Source organism: Pseudomonas sp. 31 R 17, assembly GCF_900004915.1.
Classification (GTDB): domain Bacteria; phylum Pseudomonadota; class Gammaproteobacteria; order Pseudomonadales; family Pseudomonadaceae; genus Aquipseudomonas; species Aquipseudomonas orientalis_A.
Window position 1 is genome coordinate 19,451 of sequence record NZ_CVTN01000083.1, and the last position, 22,939, is coordinate 42,389.

The 22,939-nt window shown below is 60.8% G+C and carries 21 protein-coding genes, 4 tRNA genes and 1 pseudogene; 7 read left to right on the top strand and 19 right to left on the bottom strand.

The features are described 5' to 3' along the window. Positions 1-52: 52 nt before the first annotated feature. The 7 genes from BFP89_RS24250 to rluD form a co-directional block, all read right to left on the bottom strand. Positions 53-129: transfer RNA gene (locus BFP89_RS24250), tRNA-Pro, on the bottom strand. A 94-nt stretch (positions 130-223) separates the two neighbouring features. Then, positions 224-299: transfer RNA gene (locus BFP89_RS24255), tRNA-Lys, on the bottom strand. A 5-nt stretch (positions 300-304) separates the two neighbouring features. Next, positions 305-381 (bottom strand) — tRNA-Pro (locus BFP89_RS24260). 9 nt (positions 382-390) lie between these two features. Then, positions 391-466, bottom strand: a tRNA-Asn gene (locus BFP89_RS24265). A gap of 319 nt (positions 467-785) precedes the next feature. After that, a complete protein-coding gene (gene clpB, locus BFP89_RS24270) occupies positions 786-3,350 on the bottom strand; it encodes an ATP-dependent chaperone ClpB (RefSeq protein ID WP_065887998.1) in 2,565 nt (854 codons plus the stop codon). A gap of 135 nt (positions 3,351-3,485) precedes the next feature. Next, the gene (gene pgeF, locus BFP89_RS24275; protein ID WP_065887999.1) at positions 3,486-4,211 is read right to left on the bottom strand and encodes a peptidoglycan editing factor PgeF; all 726 of its coding nucleotides are present in this window, start codon (positions 4,209-4,211) and stop codon (positions 3,486-3,488) included. Beyond that, complete coding sequence (gene rluD, locus BFP89_RS24280) at positions 4,208-5,170, bottom strand: 23S rRNA pseudouridine(1911/1915/1917) synthase RluD (RefSeq protein ID WP_065888000.1); 963 nt, start codon at positions 5,168-5,170, stop codon at positions 4,208-4,210. Before rluD ends, pgeF begins: the two co-directional genes overlap by 4 nt. Before the next feature lie 149 nt (positions 5,171-5,319). On the opposite strand from rluD, the gene BFP89_RS24285 reads away from it, so the two are divergent. Both BFP89_RS24285 and BFP89_RS24290 read left to right on the top strand, forming a co-directional pair. Next, positions 5,320-6,345, top strand: a complete 1,026-nt coding sequence (locus BFP89_RS24285; protein ID WP_065888001.1) for an outer membrane protein assembly factor BamD — start codon at positions 5,320-5,322, stop codon at positions 6,343-6,345. A gap of 126 nt (positions 6,346-6,471) precedes the next feature. Beyond that, positions 6,472-6,705, top strand: a complete 234-nt coding sequence (locus tag BFP89_RS24290; RefSeq protein WP_065888002.1) for a PP0621 family protein — start codon at positions 6,472-6,474, stop codon at positions 6,703-6,705. Here BFP89_RS24290 and thiO read toward each other — a convergent pair. From thiO to pilV, 5 genes are all read right to left on the bottom strand, one after another. Beyond that, positions 6,692-7,801: a glycine oxidase ThiO gene (thiO, locus tag BFP89_RS24295; RefSeq protein ID WP_065888084.1), complete on the bottom strand. Its 1,110-nt coding sequence runs from the start codon at positions 7,799-7,801 to the stop codon at positions 6,692-6,694. The genes BFP89_RS24290 and thiO overlap by 14 nt on opposite strands. A 62-nt stretch (positions 7,802-7,863) precedes the next feature. After that, entirely contained in the window at positions 7,864-8,265 is a 402-nt protein-coding gene (locus tag BFP89_RS24300) for a type IV pilin protein (RefSeq protein ID WP_065888003.1), read from the bottom strand. Between the two features lie 11 nt (positions 8,266-8,276). After that, the gene (locus tag BFP89_RS24305) at positions 8,277-8,807 is read right to left on the bottom strand and encodes a pilus assembly PilX family protein (RefSeq protein WP_065888004.1); all 531 of its coding nucleotides are present in this window, start codon (positions 8,805-8,807) and stop codon (positions 8,277-8,279) included. 4 nt (positions 8,808-8,811) lie between these two features. After that, on the bottom strand, positions 8,812-9,519 hold the full coding sequence (locus tag BFP89_RS24310; protein WP_065888005.1) for a PilW family protein: 708 nt from the start codon (positions 9,517-9,519) through the stop codon (positions 8,812-8,814). Next, positions 9,516-10,001: a type IV pilus modification protein PilV gene (gene pilV / locus BFP89_RS24315; protein ID WP_065888006.1), complete on the bottom strand. Its 486-nt coding sequence runs from the start codon at positions 9,999-10,001 to the stop codon at positions 9,516-9,518. The genes BFP89_RS24310 and pilV overlap by 4 nt, the downstream gene beginning before the upstream one ends. A 204-nt stretch (positions 10,002-10,205) precedes the next feature. On the opposite strand from pilV, the pseudogene BFP89_RS24320 reads away from it, so the two are divergent. Next, positions 10,206-10,782 (top strand): annotated as a pseudogene (locus BFP89_RS24320) (GspH/FimT family pseudopilin). On the opposite strand, the gene ispH reads toward BFP89_RS24320, so the two are convergent. From ispH to murJ, 6 genes are all read right to left on the bottom strand, one after another. After that, a complete protein-coding gene (ispH, locus tag BFP89_RS24325) occupies positions 10,736-11,683 on the bottom strand; it encodes a 4-hydroxy-3-methylbut-2-enyl diphosphate reductase (protein ID WP_057725850.1) in 948 nt (315 codons plus the stop codon). The pseudogene BFP89_RS24320 and the gene ispH overlap by 47 nt on opposite strands. A 101-nt stretch (positions 11,684-11,784) precedes the next feature. Next, complete coding sequence (locus BFP89_RS24330; RefSeq protein WP_170875978.1) at positions 11,785-12,225, bottom strand: FKBP-type peptidyl-prolyl cis-trans isomerase; 441 nt, start codon at positions 12,223-12,225, stop codon at positions 11,785-11,787. A 7-nt stretch (positions 12,226-12,232) separates the two neighbouring features. Then, entirely contained in the window at positions 12,233-12,745 is a 513-nt protein-coding gene (gene lspA, locus BFP89_RS24335) for a signal peptidase II (RefSeq protein ID WP_065888009.1), read from the bottom strand. Further along, complete coding sequence (gene ileS, locus BFP89_RS24340; protein WP_065888010.1) at positions 12,738-15,569, bottom strand: isoleucine--tRNA ligase; 2,832 nt, start codon at positions 15,567-15,569, stop codon at positions 12,738-12,740. Before ileS ends, lspA begins: the two co-directional genes overlap by 8 nt. A 14-nt stretch (positions 15,570-15,583) precedes the next feature. Further along, on the bottom strand, positions 15,584-16,522 hold the full coding sequence (gene ribF / locus BFP89_RS24345) for a bifunctional riboflavin kinase/FAD synthetase (protein WP_065888011.1): 939 nt from the start codon (positions 16,520-16,522) through the stop codon (positions 15,584-15,586). A gap of 119 nt (positions 16,523-16,641) precedes the next feature. After that, on the bottom strand, positions 16,642-18,180 hold the full coding sequence (murJ, locus tag BFP89_RS24350) for a murein biosynthesis integral membrane protein MurJ (protein ID WP_065888012.1): 1,539 nt from the start codon (positions 18,178-18,180) through the stop codon (positions 16,642-16,644). 253 nt (positions 18,181-18,433) lie between these two features. On the opposite strand from murJ, the gene rpsT reads away from it, so the two are divergent. Beyond that, positions 18,434-18,712 carry a 30S ribosomal protein S20 gene (gene rpsT / locus BFP89_RS24355; RefSeq protein WP_003171647.1) on the top strand — a complete coding sequence of 93 codons (279 nt, stop codon included), beginning with the start codon at positions 18,434-18,436 and terminating at the stop codon, positions 18,710-18,712. Positions 18,713-18,989: 277 nt separating this feature from the next. Here rpsT and BFP89_RS24360 read toward each other — a convergent pair whose 3' ends face one another. Next, positions 18,990-19,475, bottom strand: coding sequence for an FKBP-type peptidyl-prolyl cis-trans isomerase (locus tag BFP89_RS24360; RefSeq protein WP_003171645.1), 486 nt, complete (start codon positions 19,473-19,475; stop codon positions 18,990-18,992). Here BFP89_RS24360 and BFP89_RS24365 point away from each other — a divergent pair. The 3 genes from BFP89_RS24365 to BFP89_RS24375 all read left to right on the top strand — a co-directional run bounded on the left by BFP89_RS24365 (position 19,474) and on the right by BFP89_RS24375 (position 22,843). Next, positions 19,474-19,764, top strand: a complete 291-nt coding sequence (locus tag BFP89_RS24365; protein ID WP_122561932.1) for a DUF3565 domain-containing protein — start codon at positions 19,474-19,476, stop codon at positions 19,762-19,764. The two genes, BFP89_RS24360 and BFP89_RS24365, sit on opposite strands and share 2 nt — an antisense overlap. 79 nt (positions 19,765-19,843) lie before the next feature. Beyond that, positions 19,844-21,943, top strand: a complete 2,100-nt coding sequence (gene pta / locus BFP89_RS24370; RefSeq protein ID WP_065888013.1) for a phosphate acetyltransferase — start codon at positions 19,844-19,846, stop codon at positions 21,941-21,943. Beyond that, positions 21,944-22,843, top strand: a complete 900-nt coding sequence (locus BFP89_RS24375) for an acyltransferase (protein ID WP_065888014.1) — start codon at positions 21,944-21,946, stop codon at positions 22,841-22,843. Positions 22,844-22,939 lie beyond the last annotated feature (96 nt).

Sequence of the window (22,939 nt, forward strand, 5' to 3'; positions counted from 1 at the left end):
TTCGCGCAGGCAAAAAAAATCCCCGTATCTTTCGATACGAGGATTTTTAATATGGTCGGGGTAGGGGGATTCGAACTCCCGACATCCTGCTCCCAAAGCAGGCGCGCTACCGGACTGCGCTATACCCCGGTAATAAAAAGGCGACCTTTCAGTCGCCTTCTTCGATCAGCGCTTTTGGCCTCTGATCTTAAGATCTGATTCCAGCGTTAACTGGTCTCAAAAATGGTGGGTCGTGTGGGATTCGAACCTACGACCAATTGGTTAAAAGCCAACTGCTCTACCAACTGAGCTAACGACCCAAATATGGTCGGGGTAGGGGGATTCGAACTCCCGACATCCTGCTCCCAAAGCAGGCGCGCTACCGGACTGCGCTATACCCCGGTTTGAAATTGGCTCCGTGACCAGGACTCGAACCTGGGACCCAATGATTAACAGTCATTTGCTCTACCGACTGAGCTATCACGGAACTATATATTTCAAAGTACAACATATTTCAAACTACAACATTTACCGCTGTGTAGCTTCTCTTCGACCCTGTCCGTATCGCTACGTTAGCGTCTCTGAGGCGCGCTATTCTACAATCTTAAAAACCCCTGTCAACCCTTTAAATTGCTTTTAAGACAATGATTTGCGCTTCTTTCTGATTTCTTCTTGGGGAGAAGAAACCCGTGGGCTGACGTTGCTGCGGGGCGCACTTTACAAGCCTTTGCCTTACAGTTCAACGCCCTATCGAAAAAAAAGGCCCCGCAATGCGGGGCCTCCTCTTATGGCACTGGCCGCAGGGCTTAATGGAAGACGATTTCGTCGTTCTCCACCGTCGCCTCGACGCTGGTGCCCGGCATAAAGCTGCCCGACAGGATCAGCTGTGCCAGCGGGTTCTCGATCCAGCGCTGGATCGCACGCTTCAACGGCCGCGCGCCGTATACCGGGTCGTAACCCACCGCAATCAGCTTGTCCAACGCCTCGCTGCTCAGCTCCAGGGCAAGCTCGCGCTCGGCCAGACGTGCACGCAGGCGTCCCAGCTGGATCTCGGTAATGCCGGCTATCTGATCCCGCGCCAACGGCTCGAAGATCACCACTTCGTCCACCCGGTTGATAAATTCCGGCCGGAAGTGGGTGGTCAGCGCGTCCATGACAGCGGCCCGCTGTGCCTCGCGATCGCCCACCAGTTCCTGGATCTGCGACGAGCCCAGGTTGGAGGTCATTACGATCACCGTGTTGCGAAAATCCACCGTGCGTCCGTGGCTGTCGGTCAGGCGACCATCCTCCAGCACTTGCAGCAGGATGTTGAACACATCCGGGTGCGCCTTCTCGACCTCATCCAGCAGGATCACCGAGTAGGGCTTGCGCCGTACGGCTTCGGTCAGGTAACCGCCCTCCTCATAGCCCACGTAGCCTGGTGGGGCGCCGATCAGGCGAGCCACCGAGTGTTTCTCCATGAATTCGGACATATCGATGCGCACCATGGCCTCTTCGGTATCGAACAGGAATTCAGCCAGGGCTTTGCACAGCTCGGTCTTGCCCACGCCGGTAGGCCCAAGGAACATGAACGAACCACTCGGGCGATTCGGGTCGGACAACCCGGCGCGGGAACGCCGCACCGCGTTGGACACCGCCACCACCGCCTCTTCCTGACCGATCACGCGCTGGTGCAGCAGGCTTTCCATCTTCAGCAGCTTGTCGCGTTCGCCTTCAAGCATCTTCGACACCGGAATACCGGTCCACTTGGAGACCACCTCGGCAATTTCTTCCTCGGTCACCTTGCTGCGCAGCAACTGGTTCTCGCTATGGCCATGCTGGTCAACCATCTGCAGGCTGCGTTCCAGGTCCGGGATCACCCCATACTGCAACTCGGCCATGCGGTTCAGGTCGCCTTTACGGCGCGCGGCTTCCAGCTCCTGGCGCGATTGCTCGATCTTCTGCTGGATCTGCGCAGAGCCCTGCACCTCGGCTTTTTCCGAGGTCCAGATTTCCTCGAGGTCCGAATACTCGCGTTCCAGGCGCACGATTTCTTCCTGGAGTTTCTCCAGGCGTTTCTTCGCCGCGTCATCCTCTTCTTTTTTCAACGCCTGGGATTCGACCTTCAGTTGAATCAGGCGACGGTCCAGGCGGTCGAGCACTTCCGGCTTGGAATCGATCTCCATACGGATGCGGCTAGCCGCCTCGTCGATCAGGTCGATGGCCTTGTCGGGCAACTGGCGATCAGTGATATAGCGATGGCTCAGCTTGGCCGCCGCAATGATCGCACCGTCGGTAATCGCGACTTTATGGTGAACCTCATAGCGCTCTTTCAGGCCACGCAGGATGGCGATGGTGTCTTCTTCGCTGGGCTCTTCCACCAGGACCTTCTGGAAACGTCGCTCAAGCGCCGCATCCTTTTCTATGTACTGGCGGTACTCGTTAAGCGTGGTCGCCCCGACGCAATGCAACTCGCCTCGCGCCAGGGCAGGCTTGAGCATGTTGCCGGCATCCATGGAGCCCTCGCCCTTGCCCGCGCCGACCATGGTGTGCAGTTCGTCGATAAACAGAATGATCTGCCCTTCCTGCTTGGACAATTCATTAAGCAGGGATTTCAGGCGCTCTTCGAACTCGCCACGGAACTTGGCGCCGGCGATCAACGAGCCCATGTCCAGGGACAGCAGGCGCTTGCCCTTGAGCCCGTCCGGCACTTCACCATTGATGATGCGCTGGGCCAGGCCCTCGGCGATGGCGGTTTTACCCACGCCAGGCTCACCGATCAGTACCGGGTTGTTCTTGGTGCGACGCTGCAGCACCTGGATGGTGCGACGGATTTCGTCGTCACGGCCGATGACCGGGTCAAGCTTGCCCTCTTCAGCGCGCTTGGTCAGGTCAACGGTGTATTTATCCAGGGCCTGGCGCGACTCCTCATGATTGGGGTCATTCACCGCCTCGCCGCCACGCAGGTTGTTGATGGCGTTTTCCAGGGCTTTCTTGCTTACGCCCTGGCCCAGCAACAACTTGCCGAGCTTGCTGTTGTCGTCCATGGCGGCGAGCAGCACCAGTTCGCTGGAGATGAACTGGTCACCTTTTTGCTGGGCCAGGCGGTCGGCCTGATTCAGCAGCCGCGCCAAGTCCTGCGACATATTCACGTCGCCGGTGGGATTCTGGATTTTCGGCAGTTGGTCGAGCTCTTTGCTCAACTCCTTGCGCAGGCTATTGACGTCAAAGCCCACCTGCATCAACAAGGGTTTGATAGAACCACCTTGCTGCTCGAGGAGCGCCTGCATCAAGTGCGCCGGTTCAATCGCCGGGTGGTCGAGACCGACGGCCAGGGACTGGGAGTCCGATAAGGCCAACTGCAATTTGCTGGTTAAACGATCAATACGCATTAGTCACCTTCCTTTTGAGCAGGCCGGAGCTATGAACAAACACATCCTGAATGAAGAAACCTGCCAGATACCCCTATAGATGGGGTGGATTCTGCGGGATTCAAGCAGTGGATGGTTGATACAGATCAGGACAGTCTAGCGGTCAAGCCAGACAAGGGAGGCGAATCGGCCCGTACGCGGGCTGCGTCGATAGGAAAAGAAACGCGGGTCGGTCACGGTGCAGTAGCCGCCACCGTAGACAGCGGTGACACCCCGCGCGGCAAGGCGCAGGCGTGCAAGTTGATAGATGTCGGCCATGAACTTGCCGGGATTACGGCTGGGAACAAAGGCTTGGGCAGTTGCCGGCAGTTGCTGCATGAACGCTTCACGCACCTCGGGACCGACTTCAAAGGCCTGCGGGCCGATGGCCGGACCGAGCCAGACCAGAACGTCGGCGGGCTGGTTCTCAAGGCTTTCGAACGCCGCCTCCAGCACCCCTGCCGCCAACCCACGCCAACCGGCATGAGCCGCCGCAACACGGGTGCCTGCTCGATTGCAGAACAATGCAGGCAGGCAATCGGCCGTCATGGCGGTGCAGGCGATGCCCGGTGTGCTGGTCCAACTGCCATCGGCTTCGACGATCCGGCCCGGATCGGCCTCGACCACCGTGGTGCCGTGGACCTGGCGCAACCAGGCCGGCTGGATATCGAACGCTGCGGTAAGGCGACGACGATTTTCCAGGACGGCCTCAAGGCTGTCCTCCACATGGTCGCCCAGGTTGAGGCTGTCGAACGGCGCCACACTGACGCCGCCCGCACGGGTGGTGACGCAGGCTTTGACCTGAGACGGCGCGGGCCAGTCAGGTATCAGCCAGTCACTCATCCGACAAACGCCTCGCGATCCTGCTTGAGCAGCGACAACAGCCACACCAGATCGTCCGGAAGCGGCGATTCCCAGCTCATGCGCTGACCGCTCGTCGGATGATCCAGCTCCAGGAAGCGTGCATGCAGTGCCTGGCGCGGGAACGTCTTGAGCGATTCGACCATGGTCTGGCTGGCCGCAGGCGGAATGCGGAAGCGACCACCGTAGGCCGGATCGCCGACCAACGGGAAGTTGATGTGGGCCATGTGCACGCGGATCTGGTGAGTTCGACCGGTTTCCAGCTTGACCCGCACATGGGTGTGGGAACGGAAACGCTCCAGCACGCGGTAGTGGCTGACGGCCTGCTTGCCGCCCTCCATCACCGCCATGCGCTGGCGCTGCTGGCCGTGGCGACCAATGGGTGCGTTGATCTTGCCACCGGCCACCACGACGCCGATCACGATGCATTCATAGATCCGGCTGACGCTGCGACTCTGCAATTGAGTAACAAGTTGCGTCTGCGCCTGAATGGTCTTGGCCACCACCATCAAGCCGGTGGTGTCCTTGTCCAGACGGTGCACGATGCCGCAGCGCGGCACGTTGATGATGTCCGGCACGTGGTGCAACAGGGCATTGAGCAAGGTGCCATCAGCGTGCCCGGCCGCCGGGTGAACCACCAGGCCTGCGGGTTTGTTGATGACCAGGATGTCATCGTCTTCATAGACGATATCCAGCTCGATGTCCTGGGCGACCCATTCTCCCTGGGCTTCCTGCTCGGCAGTCAGCTCAAGAATCGCACCGCCATGCACTGTGTCTCGCGGGCGGATAACCGCTCCATCCACAGTCAGGCGGCCGTCTTTGATCCAGGCGGAAAGGCGCGAGCGCGAGTGCTCAGCGAATAATTGTGCGGCGACTTGATCGAGGCGTTGGCCGCCCAATTCGGACGGCACCTCTGCGCGAAGTTCAATTTTATCGGACATGCTCAGACTAGGCGTGGCACAGCCTTTGGTTTCGGCTGCGCGCTTGTGGTTAAATACGGCGTCTTTTGCCCCGAGGCTTTCAACGGGGCGCTCATCATAACAGGACGGCCCCGCCCAAGACAGCGGCCGTCATAGGGACGCAAGCCGCCATGCAAGTGAAACACCTGCTGCTGATCGCCATCCTCGCCATGACTGCTGCTTGCTCGTCAACCAAGGACGTCGTCGACGAAAACCTGAGCGAAGTCGAGCTTTACCAGCAAGCTCAGACAGACCTGGATAACAATAGCTACACCAGCGCCACAGCTAAGCTCAAGGCGCTGGAGTCGCGGTATCCGTTCGGACGCTATGCCGATCAGGCCCAGCTCGAGCTGATCTACGCCAACTATAAGAACGCCGAGCCGGAAGCTGCCAAGTCCGCTGCAGAGCGTTTTATCCGCCTGCATCCGCAGCATCCGAACGTGGACTACGCCTACTACATGAAGGGCCTGACCTCGTTCGACCAGGACGTTGGCCTGCTGGCGCGCTTCCTGCCGCTGGACATGACCAAGCGCGACCCGGGCGCAGCGCGCGACTCCTACAACGAGTTCGCCCAGCTGACCAGCCGCTACCCGAACAGCCGCTACTCGCCTGACGCCAAGCAGCGCATGATCTACCTGCGCAACCTGCTGGCTTCCTACGAGATCCACGTGGCCCATTACTACCTGACCCGTCAGGCGTACGTGGCCGCTGCCAACCGTGGCCGTTATGTGGTGGAGAACTTCCAGGAAACCCCTTCCGTGGGTGACGGCCTGGCCGTGATGACCGAGGCTTACCAGCGCTTGCACCTGGATCAGCTGGCGACCACCAGCCTGGAAACCCTGAAGCTCAACTACCCGGACCACCCGAGCCTGAAAGACGGCCAGTTCGTGCCTCAGGTTGACGAAGCCGACAACCGTTCGTGGCTGAGCAAGTACACCCTGGGCCTGATCGAGTCCCGTCCGCCGCTGCCGCCAGGCGAAACACGCGCCAACCAGGACGTCATCAAGCAGTACCAGGACGCCAAGGACGCGATTCCTTCGGACCTCAAGCCGCACGACGAGAACGGCGACGTGATCGAAGAAGAAGAGCCGCAAGCCCTGGGTAACAACCAGGACCGCTCGTGGTTCAGCTATATGACCTTCGGCGTGTTCGACTGACCGTTCGACGCAACGCAAAAGGGAGCTCTCAGGAGCTCCCTTTTTCATGGGCGAGTATTTATTGCGCTGTGCGCCCATGGCCACCTTGGCTAAACTGGCGCATTCCTTATCGAGAAACTGCCCATCATGCTTCGTCTATTGTTCTGGATCGCCGTCATTGCCGCCGCGGTATGGCTCTGGCGCAAATTCAAAAACCCTGCCGCCAGGCAACCGCGCACCGGCGAACCCAATGCCGCGTTGATGGTGCGTTGCGCCCATTGCGGCGTGCACGTGCCGCAGGATCGGGCGTTGAGCTCGGGCCAGCAATGGTATTGCACCCAGGCGCATCTGCAGCAGGGGCCGAAGTCTATCCAGCGCTGACTCGACCGGCGGGCGCGTAAGGAGCCGGATCGATAATCGGCGCATGCCCCAGCAGCAAGTCGGCAAATAGCTGGCAGGACGCCGGGGCAAGCACCAGGCCATTGCGGTAATGCCCGCAATTGAGCCACAAGCCGTTGAAGCCGGGTACCTCGCCGATATACGGGATACCTTCCGGCGAGCCGGGCCGCAACCCCGCCCAGTGCCCCACCACCTCGGCGTCCGCCAGGGCGGGAAGCAGTTCCACCGCCGAGGCCTTGAGACTTTCCAGCGCGCTTATCGTCGGCGTCTTGTCGAACCCCTCATGCTCCAGGGTGCTGCCAATCAGAATATGCCCATCCCGCCGCGGGATCGCATAGCGCCCTTTAGCCAGGACCATGCTCGACAAGAAGTCAGACGCGCATTTGTAGAGGATCATCTGGCCCTTGACCGGCTCAACGGGCAGTGCCAAGCCCAGTTTTCCCAGCAAATCCCCGCTCCAGGCACCCGCTGCGAGCACGACCTGATCACCCGTCATGGCGCCAGCGCTCGTATTCACGCCGACCACGGTGTCGCCCTGCAAAATGAAGCCATCGACTTCGCACTGCTCGTGAATCGCCACATTGGGCAACGCCGACAACGCCGCCTTGAGGGATTTGACCAGGCGCGGGTTACGCACATTGGCCACATCGGCCATGAAGACCGCCTGCGAATATCCGCCGCCCAGCGCCGGAACTGCATCATGGGCCGCCGATACGTCCACTTTGCTCAAGGGCCTGCCCTCTCGCGCAGCCCAGGCCAGGGCATCGGCTTCGTCATCCAGGTCGAGCCAGTAGAGACCTGTGGTGTGAACCTCGGGATCGACGCCGGTCGCAGCGAACAGCCGTTGTGCCAGTTGCGGGTAGAAATCCTGGGACCAATGGGCCAAGGCGGTCACCGCCGGGCTATAGCGCCATGGATACAACGGCGAAACAATCCCGCCGCCAGCCCAGGAAGACTCCTGCCCAAGCCCGCCGCGCTCCAGCAATATGACCGCCTGCCCCCGGTTCGCCAGGTTGTATGCCGTCAACAAACCCATCACGCCGCCGCCGACAATCACTACTCGCTGTTGCTTAGCCATCATTTGATCCAGCCGATAAAAAGGGAAAAGCGCGCCCGGCGCCCATTCATCCAGCACTCTCATCACTGCCCCCAGCATGCCTTGAGCGGCATTTGCGGCACCGCTCCCGGATTGCTGCGCATACCGGTGCTGGTCAAACTGAATTGGCCGCAGGCGTCGTCCGCCATGACTGAGTGCGGGGCAGGCGTGGCGAGCAAGACAAAATCATGAGGGTTCAATACGGCGCTGATTCTATAGTGATCATTGCCTGTACTGACGCCGCTTGCATCAATAAAAGTGCCGTTGCGCGTGTAAAAACGCTGCAGATGTTGAGCCTGCTCGCTCAGCAGCGCGACGACTTGCACCCGGTACACCTTTTTCACCTGGCCGGTGTATCCGGGGTAAGCGATCCCGACCAGCAACGCGATGATCGCCACCGCGATCAACAGCTCGATCAGGGTAAAGCCCTGGCTATCCATGCCCATTGAATTGCTCCTTATTGAAGTTGCCGCCATAAGACTCGCCGAAACCGCGCCCCGTCGCCCTCCCCCACCCGCGCATACACCGTCTCAAGCACCGTGCGCGACTGGCCACCCAGCCCCACGGCCGTCACCCGAAAGAGCGCGGCCGGGATAAGCGGCGGTAAATGCGCCTGGCCCATCCCCACGCCCAGGGATTGAATGCCATATACCCCGTCCTTGAACGCCACCCAATTCACCGCAGAGACCGGATTTGGCCCAGGGCCAACCACCGAAAATGCCTCCGCGGGCGGCGCGCAGCTGATGATCGAGTGGCAAGGTGGCAGCGCAAGTCCGCCCCTGCGCACCGCCGACTCCCCCAGCCGCAGGCCACTTTCGGCCGTCTGGAACGATTGATTCCGTTGCCACAGGCTACCGGCGACCTTCTGCTGAGAGATCGCGCCCTGCATGGATGACAACCCCACCAGTGACAGCAACAGCAGAAAGACCAGGCTGATCAGCAATACCATTCCCGCCTGGCGCACAGGGCTCCCCCCACTCATGATCATCGCCCTACTCCAGCCGGTTGCGCAGTGCGGCCACGACGCTATAGGCCTGATCCTTCACACGCCCGGTCGGGTCCTGCAGGGTCATGCGGATGCGCACGCTGCGGATCAACGATGCGTCGGCCGGGTGGCTGTCGTAGCGCGCCACGTCCGTCGATTCAGGCCCGGCGGCTACCCCGAAACTGATCTCGAAGGCCCGTACGTTATCTATCAGCACCGCCTTGGCCGGTGCCGACGGCGTACTGATCCTCAACTGCCCCGCCTCATGGGTGTAGGTGAGCTCACGTATGGCAAACCGAACCTGGCCGGGCGCGACCACAGGCGGGGTGCCGGCGTAAGCCTGTGCCGCGTCCCTGCAGTCGGACACCACCGTCCAGTCTGGCTTGCCGGCACCGTCGCCGGTATTGGCGGTCACCAGCGTCAGTGACGTTGCGCTTGCCGATATTTGCCAGCCAATCGGTCGATCAAAGGTCGCCGGGGCGTTGTCGATAAACGCCGGGGCCAAACATCCCAGCATGCCTGCCTGGCGAATATCCTGGACAAGCTTGCTCAGGGCGAATCGCGCATCATCCTGCAGCACCGTAGCGGCCTGCTGGCTGGCCTGGGTCAGCCGCGCACCGATCAGCACCTGGCTCGCGCCAAGGATCAGCACCAGCCCGACGGCCAGCGCCAGCAGCAACTCCACCAGCCCGAAACCACGTGCGGGACGGTTCATTGCGATCTGCCTTGCCCACTGGCGATACGGCTGGTGAGCGTGAAGGTTTGCCGCGCACCCAGGCTGCTCTCCAACCTGGCGTCTTCCCACGTGATGCTGATAGTGACTTCATTGCCGCTGACCGCCACGGCACCTTTGGCGTCCTTGCCGGCAAAACCTATGATATTGGCTTCGAAATCATGCAAGTCCAGGTCACGCACGCTGGCGGTCGAGGTGCCGGGCGGCGCGCGTTCGGCTTGGGCCCAGGCGTAATCGACCCCGGCATTGGCGCGAATTCGATCAAGCATATCGTAGGCAATGAAACTGGCCTGGCTGGTCATCCGTGCATTGTCGGTGTATTTGAGCGCGTTGAGCTGGAGAGCCGCAGCCCCCAGCAGTCCGATAGCCAGGACCAGCACCGCTACCAGTACCTCGATCAGGGTCATGCCGGCTTGAGGTCGATGAACTGCGCGTAGAAATAAAGTGTTGCTGCACAAAGGCATTACCGTCGTCGTCCATGTCGAGGGCCGTAGAAAAACAGCAGAACCCTGCTGTACGCCCCAAGACTAGCGCCGGTTTTTGGCGGCTGCCGCTATCGGAACAAAGGGAAATACATTGGACATAAAGGCCATCATTCAGCATCAGGGAGCAAACGCTATACCTATGCCTGTCACTTAAAGATCAACCGCATCCACGGAGGGACGCACATGACACAACGAGGGTTCACCTTGATCGAATTACTGCTGGGGCTGATCGTCACGGGCGTTCTGGCGCAACTGGCCATACCCGGCTTCAAGGGTTTGCTGGAATCGCAGCAGCAACAAAGCGTGGCCCGGTCACTGGCCGACGGGCTGCGTTATGCGCGCACGGAGGCGATCGCACGCAGTCGTGCAGTGGTCATCCATGCAAGGGAGCAAGACTGGAGCCAGGGCTGGCGGGTGATCCTGGATATCAGTGGTCGCGGCCATCTGGATGACGAGAATCCGGTGCTGCTGGAGCGACAGGACAGCGGGCGCGTACCGGTGGCAGGTAATGGCCCGGTCAGCAGCCAGGTGCGTTTCAGCGCGTTGGGGGAGCCGGTGTTTGCGGGCGGCGGGTTTCGTGCCGGCACCGTGCATGTGTGCGACGCGACGCAGGCACAAAGCCTGTATCAGATAGTGCTGGCGCCAAGTGGACGCGTCAGCCTGCGCAGTGACAAGACCGAGCAGGCGTTATGCGGTGGTTGAGCGAGCCGGGTTCAGAGCAGCGAGCGCACCCGCAGTTCCTTGGGCATCGAAAACGTAATGTTTTCTTCGCGCCCCGCCAACTCATCGGCACCGGTGGCCCCCCAGGCGTGCAATTGCTGGATGACGCCACGCACCAGGACTTCCGGGGCCGAGGCGCCCGCCGTGATGCCGATGCGCTCCACACCGTCGAACCAGCTACGCTGCATATCCTCGGCGCCATCGATCAGGTACGCCGGTGTCGCCATGCGCTCGGCCAGCTCACGCAAGCGATTGGAGTTGGAGCTGTTGGGGCTGCCGACCACAAGCACCACATCACACTCGTCGGCCAGTTGCTTGACCGCGTCCTGGCGGTTTTGCGTGGCGTAGCAGATGTCGTCCTTGCGTGGGCCGCCAATGGCCGGGAATCGCGTGCGCAGGGCATCGATAACGCGGCTGGTGTCGTCCATGGACAAGGTGGTCTGGGTAACGAACGCCAGGCGCTCCGGGTTCTGCACTTGCAGGTTGGCGACGTCTTTTTCGTCTTCCACCAGGTAGATGGCGCCGCCATTGCTGGCGTCATACTGGCCCATGGTGCCTTCGACTTCCGGATGACCGGCGTGGCCGATCAGGATGCATTCACGTCCATCACGGCTGTAGCGCGCCACCTCGATGTGCACCTTGGTCACCAGCGGGCATGTGGCATCGAATACTTTCAGGCCACGGCCGGACGCTTCGGTGCGCACGGCCTGGGAGACCCCGTGGGCACTGAAGATAACGATGACATCGTCAGGCACCTGGTCGAGTTCTTCGACGAATATGGCCCCGCGAGCACGCAGATCTTCAACCACGAACTTGTTGTGGACGACTTCATGCCGCACGTAGATCGGCGGGCCGAAGACTTCCAGGGCGCGGTTGACGATTTCGATCGCCCGGTCCACACCGGCACAGAAGCCACGGGGGTTGGCGAGTTTGATTTGCATGCTGTGCCTCGTGTCTTGCAGCCACATTGAGTCAATATTAACGCTGACTCAACAGATAATGGAGATCAAAGGTGGGAGGGGAGCAAGCCCCCTCCCACATTTTAGACCAGCGCCTTGACGTTGATGATCTCGACGTCAAAGGTCAGTGTCTTGCCGGACAACGGGTGGTTGAAGTCGATGGTCACTTGCGTGTCATCGAAGGCTTTGACCACGCCGGGCAATTCCGTATTCGCCGCGTCATTGAAGATCACCAGCAGGCCTTCCGACAGCTCCATGCCTTCGAACTGCGAACGCGGGATGATCTGCACGTTTTGCGGGTTGGGCTGGCCAAAGGCATTTTCCGGCAGGATCTGCAGGTTGCGCTTGTCGCCGGCCTTGAAGCCGAACAACGCCGCTTCAAAACCCGGCAACAGATTACCGTCACCGACCTTGAAGGTCGCCGGGGCTTTGTCGAAGGTGCTGTCGACCGTGTCGCCATTCTCCAGGCGCAATGCGAAATGCAAAGTGACTTCCGTGTTCTGGCCGATGCGTTGCTCAGCCAATACCTGATCAGTCATTGACGGTCTCTCCGGTTTTCTTGCTCTTGAACATGTCCAGCGCCAGCATGATTGCGCCGACGGTGATAGCGCTGTCGGCGAAGTTGAACGCCGGGAAGTAATGGCGGTTCTGCCAATGCACCAGGATGAAATCGATCACATGGCCCAGGGCAACGCGGTCGTACAGGTTACCCAGCGCGCCGCCCAGCACCAGGGCCAGCGCGATGGCCAGCCAGGTGTCGTCCCGGCCCAGGCGCTTGAGCCAGACCACCAGCACCGCACTGACCACCACGGCGATCACCGCGAACAACCAGCGCTGCCAGCCACCGCCATCAGCGAGAAAGCTGAAGGCCGCACCGGTGTTGTAGGCCAGGGTCCAACTGAAGTAATCCGGGATCACCACGATCTGCTGGAACATTTCCAGGGTGCCTTCGAAATGAGCCTTGCTGACCTGGTCGATGACCAGCACCAGCACGCTCAATACGAGCCAGCCCAGACGTCCGAAACGACTGGCAGCGTTAGGCATAGTGACGAACCTCGCCTTCACCGCTGATGTTATCGACGCAACGACCGCAGATTTCCGGATGCTCGGGGTTCACGCCGACATCTTCACGGCAGTGCCAGCAACGGGCGCATTTAGGGAAGGCCGACTTGACCACCTTGAGCTTCAAGCCCGGCACATCGGTGGCCACGGCATCTGCCGGGGCCTGGGCGAAAGGCGCCAGGCTTGCGGTGGAGGTGATCAACACAAAGCGCAGTTCGTTGCTCAGCTTGGCGAGGTCGGCGGTCAGGCCGTCCTCGGCAAACAGGGTGACTTCGGCTTGCAGGTTGCCACCCACGGCCTTGGCCGCGCGCTGCACTTCCAGCTCCTTGTTCACCGCAACCTTCACGGCCATCACGCCTTCCCAATACTCGCGGCCCAGTTCGAAGTTGGCCGGCAGTTCGGTCAAGCCTTCGTACCAGGTGTTGAGCATGACGGACTCGTTACGCTCGCCCGGCAGGTACTCCCACAATTCGTCGGCGGTGAACGCCAGGATCGGTGCGATCCAGCGCACCAGCGCTTCGCTGATGTGGTACAGCGCGGTCTGCGCCGAACGGCGCGCCTTGCTGTTGGCACCAGTGGTGTACTGGCGGTCCTTGATGATGTCGAGGTAGAAACCACCGAGCTCCTGCACGCAGAAGTTGTGGATCTTGGAATAGACATTCCAGAAGCGGTACTCGCCGTAGTGTTCCTGCAACTCGCGCTGCAGCAACAGGGCGCGGTCCACGGCCCAACGGTCGAGGGCGAGCATGTCCTCGGCCGGCAGGATGTCGGTGGCCGGGTTGAAACCGGTCAGGTTCGACAGCAGGAAGCGCGCGGTATTACGGATACGCCGGTAGGCATCGGCGCTGCGGGCCAGGATCTGGTCGGAGACGGCGATCTCGCCCGAGTAATCGGTCGAGGCGACCCACAGACGCATGATGTCGGCGCCCAGGGTGTCGTTGATCTTCTTCGGCTCGATCACGTTCTTCAACGACTTGGACATCTTGCGGCCGTTTTCGTCGACGGTGAAGCCGTGGGTCAACAGCTCCCGGTACGGCGCGTGGTTGTCGATGGCGCAACCGGTCAGCAGCGACGAGTGGAACCAGCCGCGGTGCTGGTCCGAACCTTCCAGGTACAGGTCGGCACGCGGGCCGGTCTCGTGGCCCATCGGGTGCGAACCGCGCAGCACGTGCCAGTGGGTGGTGCCCGAGTCGAACCATACGTCGAGGGTGTCGCTGATCTTGTCGTACTGCGGCGCTTCATCACCGAGCAACTCGGCAGCGTCCATCTTGAACCAGGCTTCGATGCCTTCCTGTTCAACGCGCTGGGCCACGAGCTCCATCAACTCGACGGTACGTGGGTGCAGTTCGCCGCTTTCCTTGTGCAGGAAGAACGGGATCGGCACGCCCCAGTTACGCTGGCGGGAGATGCACCAGTCCGGACGGTTGGCGATCATCGAGTGCAGGCGCGCCTGGCCCCAGGCCGGGACGAACCTGGTGCCTTCGACGGCCTTGAGCGAGCGTATGCGCAGGGTTTCGCCGCTGGTCGGCTCTTTGTCCATGCCGATAAACCACTGCGCGGTAGCGCGGTAGATCAACGGAGTCTTGTGGCGCCAGCAGTGCATGTAGCTGTGCTTGATAGTTTCGGTGTGCAACAGCGAACCGACTTCGCGCAACTTGTCGATGATCGGCTCGTTGGCCTTGAAGATGAACTGGCCGCCGAAGAACTCCAGCGACGGCGCGTACACGCCATTGCTCTGTACCGGATTGAGGATGTCGTCGTTGACCATGCCGTAGGCTTTGCAGGTCACGAAGTCGTCCACACCGTAGGCGGGCGCGGAGTGAACCACGCCGGTACCCGAACCCAGTTCGACGTAGTCAGCCAGGTACACCGGCGACAGGCGGTCGTAGAACGGATGGCGGAAGTTGATCAGCTCCAGCGCGGTACCGGTGGTGGTGGCGATCACCGAACCTTGCAGCTCGTAACGCGCCAGGCACGGCTCGACCATTTCTTCGGCCAGCACCAGCAGGCGATCGCCAACGTCCACCAGCGCGTAGGTGAACTCGGGGTGCACGTTCAGTGCCTGGTTGGCCGGAATGGTCCATGGCGTGGTGGTCCAGATCACGATGGCCGCCGGCTTGGCCAGCGATGCCAGGCCAAAGGCCTCGGCCAGCCTGGCCTCATCGGCAATCGGGAAGGCCACGTCGATGGTCGAGGACTTCTTGTCTTCGTACTCGACTTCCGCCTCGGCCAGGGCCGAACCGCAGTCGAAGCACCAGTTCACGGGCTTGAGGCCCTTGAACACGAAACCGCCCTTGACGATTTCGGCCAGGGCGCGGATTTCACCGGCCTCGTTCTTGAAATTCATGGTTTTGTAAGGGTTGTCCCACTCGCCCAGGACACCCAGGCGGATGAATTCGGACTTCTGCCCTTCGATCTGCTCGGTGGCGTAGGCACGGCACAGTTCGCGGGTTTTATCCGCGCCCAGGTTCTTGCCGTAGGTCACTTCGACCTTGTGTTCGATCGGCAGGCCATGGCAGTCCCAACCCGGGACATACGGCGCGTCGAAGCCCGACAGGGTCTTCGAACGCAGGATCATGTCCTTGAGAATCTTGTTCAGCGCGTGACCGATGTGAATGGTGCCGTTGGCATAAGGAGGGCCGTCGTGCAGGACGAATTTCGGACGATCCTTGCCAATTTCGCGCAACTTTCCGTACAGGCCAATACTGTCCCAGCGCTGCAGGATCTGCGGTTCGCGCTGTGGCAGGCCGGCCTTCATTGGGAAGGCGGTGTCCGGAAGGTTTAGCGTGGCTTTATAGTCGGTCATTTAAGGCTCTTCGGTTAGCGATGGGCGCTAGGTGCGGCTAGTGCACGGGCGGCGGCGACATCCGCATTGATCGCCGTTTTCAACGCCTCAAGGGAGGCGAAACGCTGCTCTTCACGCAGCTTCTGGTGGAAAACCACCGTTAAACGCCGGTCATACAAGTCACCGGCAAAATCCAAAAGGTGAACTTCCAGGTGGGCCTTGCCATCACCTGCAACCGTGGGCCTGACGCCTATATTGGCGACTCCCGGCCACGATTGGCCGTCGATGTCGACACTCACCAGGTAAACCCCGGTCAGCGGTACACGACGGCGCTTGAGTTGCACGTTGGCGGTTGGCGTGCCCAGTTGGCGCGCCAGCTTCTGGCCGTGCAGTACCCGCCCGGCGATGCGGAACGGGCGACCGAGCAAACGCTCGGCCAAGGCGAAGTCGGCAGCGGCCAGGGCATTACGCACCTGGGTACTGCTCACGCGCAGGCCGTCCAGTTCGACGGTTTGCGCGGCTTCGACGGTAAAACCCTGGTTGACGCCGGCGTGTTGCAGGAAATCGAAATCGCCGACCCGGTCGCAACCAAAACGGAAGTCGTCGCCGACCTCCAGATGCTGCACGCCGAGACCATCGACGAGGATGCGGTCGACAAACTCGGCGGCGCTGAGGCTTTGCAGGCGCTGGTTGAAAGCCAGGCAGAGGACGCGGTCCACGCCTTCTTCAGCCAGCAGTTGCAGTTTGTCTCGCAGGCGGGCCAGGCGGGCCGGCGCCGTTTCCGGGGTGAAGAACTCCCGCGGCTGTGGCTCAAAAATCACCACGCAGCTGGGCACGCCCAACTCGACCGCACGCTCGCGCAGCCTGGCCAGGATAGCCTGGTGGCCACGGTGAACACCGTCAAAGTTGCCAATGGTGGCGACGCAGCCCCGGTGCTCGGGGCGCAGGTTGTGGAGACCTCGAACCAGCTGCATAACGCGCTTCTTGCTCATAAAGTGGTCGATTATAACCACACCCGGCCCCGGACGACAGGCAACAGCGCAGGCCAAATGGATCGATTCGATAAAACAGCCGTTTTATCGCGGCAAACTCTCTACCCCAGCGACTTGCGATTGAAATCGCGCAGGCGAAAACCCTGCAGCAGCAACATCCCGAAGTACACCACCACGCCAGCCACTACCAGCACGCCCAGGCGCATGAAGCGCTCCAGCATATGGCCCTGATCCCAGGCCGGCATCACGTGCATCAGCGCAAACAGCACGGCCGACATCGCCGCGACCGCCACGAGCAACTTGAGGGTAAACGCGCCCCAGCCGGGCTGCGGTTGGTACATCTGCTGCTTGCGCAGTTGATAAAACAGCAGGCCGGCATTGATACAGGCACCGGCACTGATCGCGAGCGCCAGGCCGGCATGGGCCAGCGGGCCGATAAACACCAGATTGAGCAATTGCGTGACGATCAGTGTGAAGATCGCGATCTTCACCGGTGTGCGGATGTTTTGCTGGGCATAGAAGCCCGGCGCCAGCACCTTGATCACGATAATGCCGAGCAACCCCACGGAGTACGCCACCAGCGCATGCTGGGTCATCAGGGCGTCGTGCGCGTCGAATTGACCGTATTGAAACAGCGAGACCGTCAAGGGTTCGGCCAGGACTCCCAGGGCCAGGGAGCACGGCAGCACCAGCAGGAAGCACAGGCGCAGGCCCCAGTCGAGAATGCGCGAGTATTCCTGGCGGTCCTTGCTCGCATAGGTGCGCGCCAGGGTCGGCAGCAAAATGGTGCCCAGGGCCACCCCGAGCACGCCGGACGGCAATTCCATCAGGCGGTCGGCGTAGTACATCCACGACACCGAACCGGATACCAGCAACGACGCGAACGCCGTATTGATGATCAGGGAAATCTGACTGACGGACACACCGAGGATCGCCGGCAACATATTGCGCATCACGCGCCAGACGCCGGCGTCCTTGAGGTTCAGGCGCGGCAGCACCAGCATGCCGATCTTTTTCAAATGCGGCAGCTGGTAGAACAGTTGTGCCAGCCCCCCCGCCAGGACGGCCCACCCCAGGGCCATCACCGGCGGATCGAAGTACGGCGTGAGGAACAGCGCGAAGATAATCATGCTGACGTTAAGCAGCGTCGGCACGAAGGCCGGCACCGAGAAACGGTTCCAGGTATTGAGAATCGCCCCGGCAAGCGATGACAGCGAGATCAGCAATATATAAGGAAAGGTCACGCGCAGCAGATCAGTGGTCAGTGCGAACTTTTCCGGGGTATTGGCAAAGCCGGGGGCCGTGGCCCAGATCACCCAGGGCGCGGCGAGCATGCCGAGCACGGTCACCAGCATCAACACCAGTGTCAGAAGGCCCGAGACATAGGCGATAAAGGTGCGAGTCGCCTCCTCCCCCTGTTGAGTCTTGTATTCGGCCAGGATCGGCACGAAGGCCTGGGAGAACGCGCCTTCGGCGAAAATCCGGCGCAACAGGTTGGGCAGTTTAAAGGCAATGAAGAAGGCGTCCGTGGCCATGCTGGCGCCAAAAATGCGTGCCAGCAGGGTGTCACGCACAAACCCCAAAACCCGGGAGATCATCGTGATAGAGCTGACGGCAGCCAACGATTTGAGCAGATTCATTGAAAGAGTTTGCGCCTATAGATAAAGAGCAGGCGAACAAAGCGCCTACTTATGCGATACTGCGCGCCTGCAACAGCACAGCGCCAAAGCTCGCGAGTTTACAGGTCAAGCGCCGGAAATAAATCACCCGCCTCTTCAGATCGACCACTCAGCAGTTCGCATCAGCCGCTCTTGACAACCCATCAAGTCATCGGCATGATTCGCGGCCTATTTTGTTTGCTATTTCCTAAAAAGTCTTTCGAGGAGCTCGACGGTGGCCAACACACCTTCCGCCAAAAAACGTGCAAAACAGGCTGAGAAGCGTCGCAGCCACAACGCCAGCCTGCGTTCCATGGTTCGTACCTACATCAAGAATGTAGTTAAAGCCATCGACACCAAAGACGCTGAAAAAGCCCAAGCTGCTTACGTTCTGGCCGTGCCAGTTATCGACCGTATGGCCGATAAAGGCATCATCCACAAGAACAAGGCCGCTCGTCATAAGAGCCGCCTGAATGGCCACATCAAGGCTCTGAACGTTGCTGCTGCAGCCTAAGTGGTAACAACTGCCACGTGACCTCAGGTTGCGTAACAGTTAAGAAATGCCCCGTACCGAAAGGTCCGGGGCATTTTTGTTTTCTGGAATGCACACCTATCCAAATGTGGGAGGGGGCTTGCCCTCGATGGCGGTGTATCAGTAAGAAATACTTTGACTGACACACCGTCATCGGGGGCAAGCCCCCTCCCACATTTGAACTCCAGTGTTTTCTTGAGCGCAAAAAAACGCCCCGAACCAGTCGGGGCGTTTTTGCTACCGATTGATCAAACCACAATCAATGGTGATGACCGCCTTCACCGTGGACGTGACCGTGAGCCACTTCTTCCTGGGAAGCGTCGCGAATGGCAACGATCTTCACCTGGAAGTTCAGGCGCTGGCCAGCCAGAGGGTGGTTACCGTCAACGGTCACGTCGTCGCCGTCCAGGTCGCGGATGGTCACGATCTGCATTTGGCCGTCCGGCGCGGAAGCGTGGAACTGCATGCCGACTTCCAGTTCATCAACACCTTCGAACATGCTGCGGCTCAAAGTGCTGACCAGTTCGGCGGAGTATTCGCCGTAGGCATCTTCAGGCTCTACGGCAACGGTCAGTTCATCACCGACTGCCTTGCCTTCCAGCGCCTTTTCCAGGCCTGGGATGATGTTACCCGCGCCTTGCAGGTAGACCAGCGGCGCGCCGCCGGCGGAGCTGTCGATGACCTCACCAGCGTCGTTGGTCAGGGTATAGTCGATGGAGACAGCCTTGTTAGCGGCGATCGTCATGGGGCGAGACCTTTTGCATAAGAATGAAGAACGGACAAGTCTAAACAAGGATTTGTCCGAAAGCGAACAGAACCCGGACGGACGGGGCCGACCAACGGTCTCGACGATAACCGGATTCCACCAGGACGACGACCTGCACTGGGTCGCCGAGCTGTCCTGCGGCCACACCCAGCATCTGCGCCACCAGCCGCCGTGGCAGTCGCGCGCCTGGGTGCTCGACCCCGCGCAACGCCTTGAAAAAATAGGCCAACCCTTTGCCTGCGGCTGGTGTGCGCAACAGCACGAATAACGATAACCTTGGCGCCTGATTCGCGGTAGGTGCTCAAGCATAGAGCGCCACCCCAGCCATGCACCTCCAGAGAATTCGCATGCAGACTTTTTTTATCGCGCCCACCGATTTTGGTGTGGGCCTGACCTCCATCAGCCTTGGGCTGGTGCGTACCCTGGAACGAGCCGGACTGAAAGTCGGTTTTTTCAAACCGATTGCCCAGCCACACCCTGGCGATACCGGCCCCGAGCGTTCCACCGAACTGGTGGCGCGCACCCACGGCCTGAAACCGCCCCAACCGCTGGGCCTGGCCCATGTCGAGCGCATGCTCGGCGACGGCCAGCTGGATGAGTTGCTCGAAGAAATCATCACGCTGTACCAGCAAGCCGCCGTGGGCAAGGACGTGCTGATCGTCGAAGGCATGGTGCCGACCCGCAGCGCCAGTTATGCGGCCCGGGTCAACCTGCACCTGGCCAAGAGCCTGGATGCGGAAGTGATCCTGGTCTCTGCCCCGGAAAACGAAGTGCTCACCGAACTGTCCGGCCGCGTGGAACTGCAGGCGCAACTGTTCGGCGGCCCGAAAGACCCGAAAGTACTCGGCGTGATCCTTAACAAGGTGCGCACCGACGAAAGCATGGAGGCGTTCTCGGCGCGCCTCAAGGAACATTCGCCCCTGCTGCGCAGCGGTGATTTCCGCCTGCTCGGCTGCATTCCCTACCAGCCCGAACTCAACGCGCCGCGTACCCGCGACGTGGCCGACCTGATGGGTGCACAGATCCTCAATGCCGGCGACTACGAAACCCGGCGCATGACCAAGATCATCATTTGCGCGCGCACCATGCGCAACACCGTGGAGCTGCTCAAGCCCGGCGTACTGGTCGTAACACCCGGCGATCGCGACGACATCATCCTCGCCGTCAGCCTGGCTGCGATCAACGGCGTCCCCCTGGCCGGCCTGCTGCTGACCAGCGACACGTTGCCCGACCCGCGCATCATGGAGCTGTGCCGCGGTGCGTTCCAGGCCGGGTTGCCGGTGCTGTCGGTGAGCACCGGCTCCTACGACACCGCCAACCAGCTCAATAGCCTCAATAAGGAAATCCCCATCGATGACCGCGAGCGCGCGGAGATCATCACCGACTTCGTCGCCAGCCACCTCGATGCACGCTGGCTGCACCAACGCTGCGGCACGCCACGGGAAATGCGCCTGTCCCCTGCGGTATTCCGCTACCAGTTGATCCAACGCGCCCAGGCCGCCAACAAGCGCATCGTGTTGCCCGAAGGCAGCGAGCCGCTGACCGTACAGGCCGCTGCGATCTGCCAGGCGCGGGGCATCGCGCGCTGTGTGCTGCTGGCCAAGCCGGCGGACGTGGAAGCCGTCGCTCGCGCCCACGGCATCGATTTGCCCGAAGGCCTGGAGATTCTCGACCCGGACCTGATCCGCCAGCGCTACGTCGAGCCCATGGTGGCACTGCGCAAGAGCAAGAGTTTGAACGCACCGATGGCCGAGCAGCAGTTGGAAGACACCGTGGTGATCGCCACCATGATGCTCGCCCTGGACGAAGTGGACGGCCTGGTCTCCGGCGTCATCCACTCCACCGCCAATACCATCCGCCCTGCCCTGCAGCTGATTAAAACAGCGCCGGGCTGCACCTTGGTATCGTCGGTGTTCTTCATGCTGTTCCCCGAGCAGGTGCTGGTGTACGGCGACTGCGTGATGAACCCGCACCCCAGCGCTGCGGAGCTGGCGGAAATTGCCCTGCAAAGCGCCGACTCGGCGGCCGCGTTCGGCATCGCCCCGCGCGTGGCGATGATCAGTTATTCCAGCGGCGATTCGGCCAGCGGCGAGGAAGTGGAAAAAGTCCGCGAGGCCACCCTGCTCGCCCACGAACAGCAAAGCTCACTGCTGATCGACGGCCCGCTGCAATACGACGCCGCCGCCAACGAAAGCGTGGCCCGACAATTGGCGCCCAACAGCCAGGTCGCCGGCAAGGCCACGGTGTTCGTGTTCCCCGACCTGAACACTGGCAACACCACCTACAAAGCCGTGCAGCGTAGCGCCGATTGCGTGAGCCTGGGGCCGATGCTCCAGGGCCTGCGCAAACCGGTCAACGACCTGCCACGCGGCGCCCAGGTGGACGACATCGTATACACCATCGCCCTCACCGCGATCCAAGCCGCCAACCGACCTATGGATATCTAAATGCTGGATTTTCTACCTGCCGCCGTACGTGGGGTGATCGCGTCCCTGCTGCTGGCACTGAACACGATCCTGCTGTGCTCGTTCCTGTTTATCGTCGCGCTGTTCAAGGCGCTGCCCTTCGCCAAGCGCTTCAGCGAATGGTTGATGAATCACACCCACGAAGCCTGGGTCACGAACAACAAGGGCTGGATGAACCTGGTGCGGCGCACGCGCTGGCACCTGAGCGGCCTCGAAGGCCTGGATTACCAGCATTCGTATCTGGTCACCAGCAACCATCAGAGCTGGGTCGACATCATGGTGCTGCAATACGTGCTCAATCGACGGATTCGCCCGCTGAAGTTCTTTCTCAAGCAGGAACTGATCTGGGTGCCGGTGATTGGCCTGGCATGGTGGGCCCTGGGCTTTCCGTTCATGAAGCGCTACAGCAAGGCTTACCTGGAAAAACACCCGGAAAAGAAAGGCAAGGACCTGGAAACCACGCGCAAGACCTGTGCGAAGTTTCGCGACAACCCGGTGGGCATCTTTAACTTCGCCGAGGGCACGCGGTTTACCCCGGGCAAGCACGCGCAACAGAAGTCGCCGTTTCGCTATCTGCTCAAGCCCAAGGCCGGCGGAATCGCGTTTGTGCTGGATGCCATGGGTGAGCAATTGAAGTCACTGGTGAATGTGACTATCCACTACCCGGCCGGGCGTCCGGGCTATTGGGACTTACTGTGCGGGAATGTGAAGGACGTGGTGGTGCAGTTCGAAGAAGTGCGGATTCCGGCCGAGTTCATTGGCAGCAATTATGAGCAGGATGGGGAGTATCGGTTGGCGTTCCAGGGCTGGATCAACCAGCTGTGGGAAGACAAGGATGCCTTGCTGGACAAGCTGCACACCGATTTCCCAGACCGCAACTGATCAAAAATGTGGGAGGGGGCTTGCCCCCGATGGCGGCCTCTGGGCCGACCAGGATGTTGGATCAGATCGAGTACATATCCGTTTCTGCGGTAACGG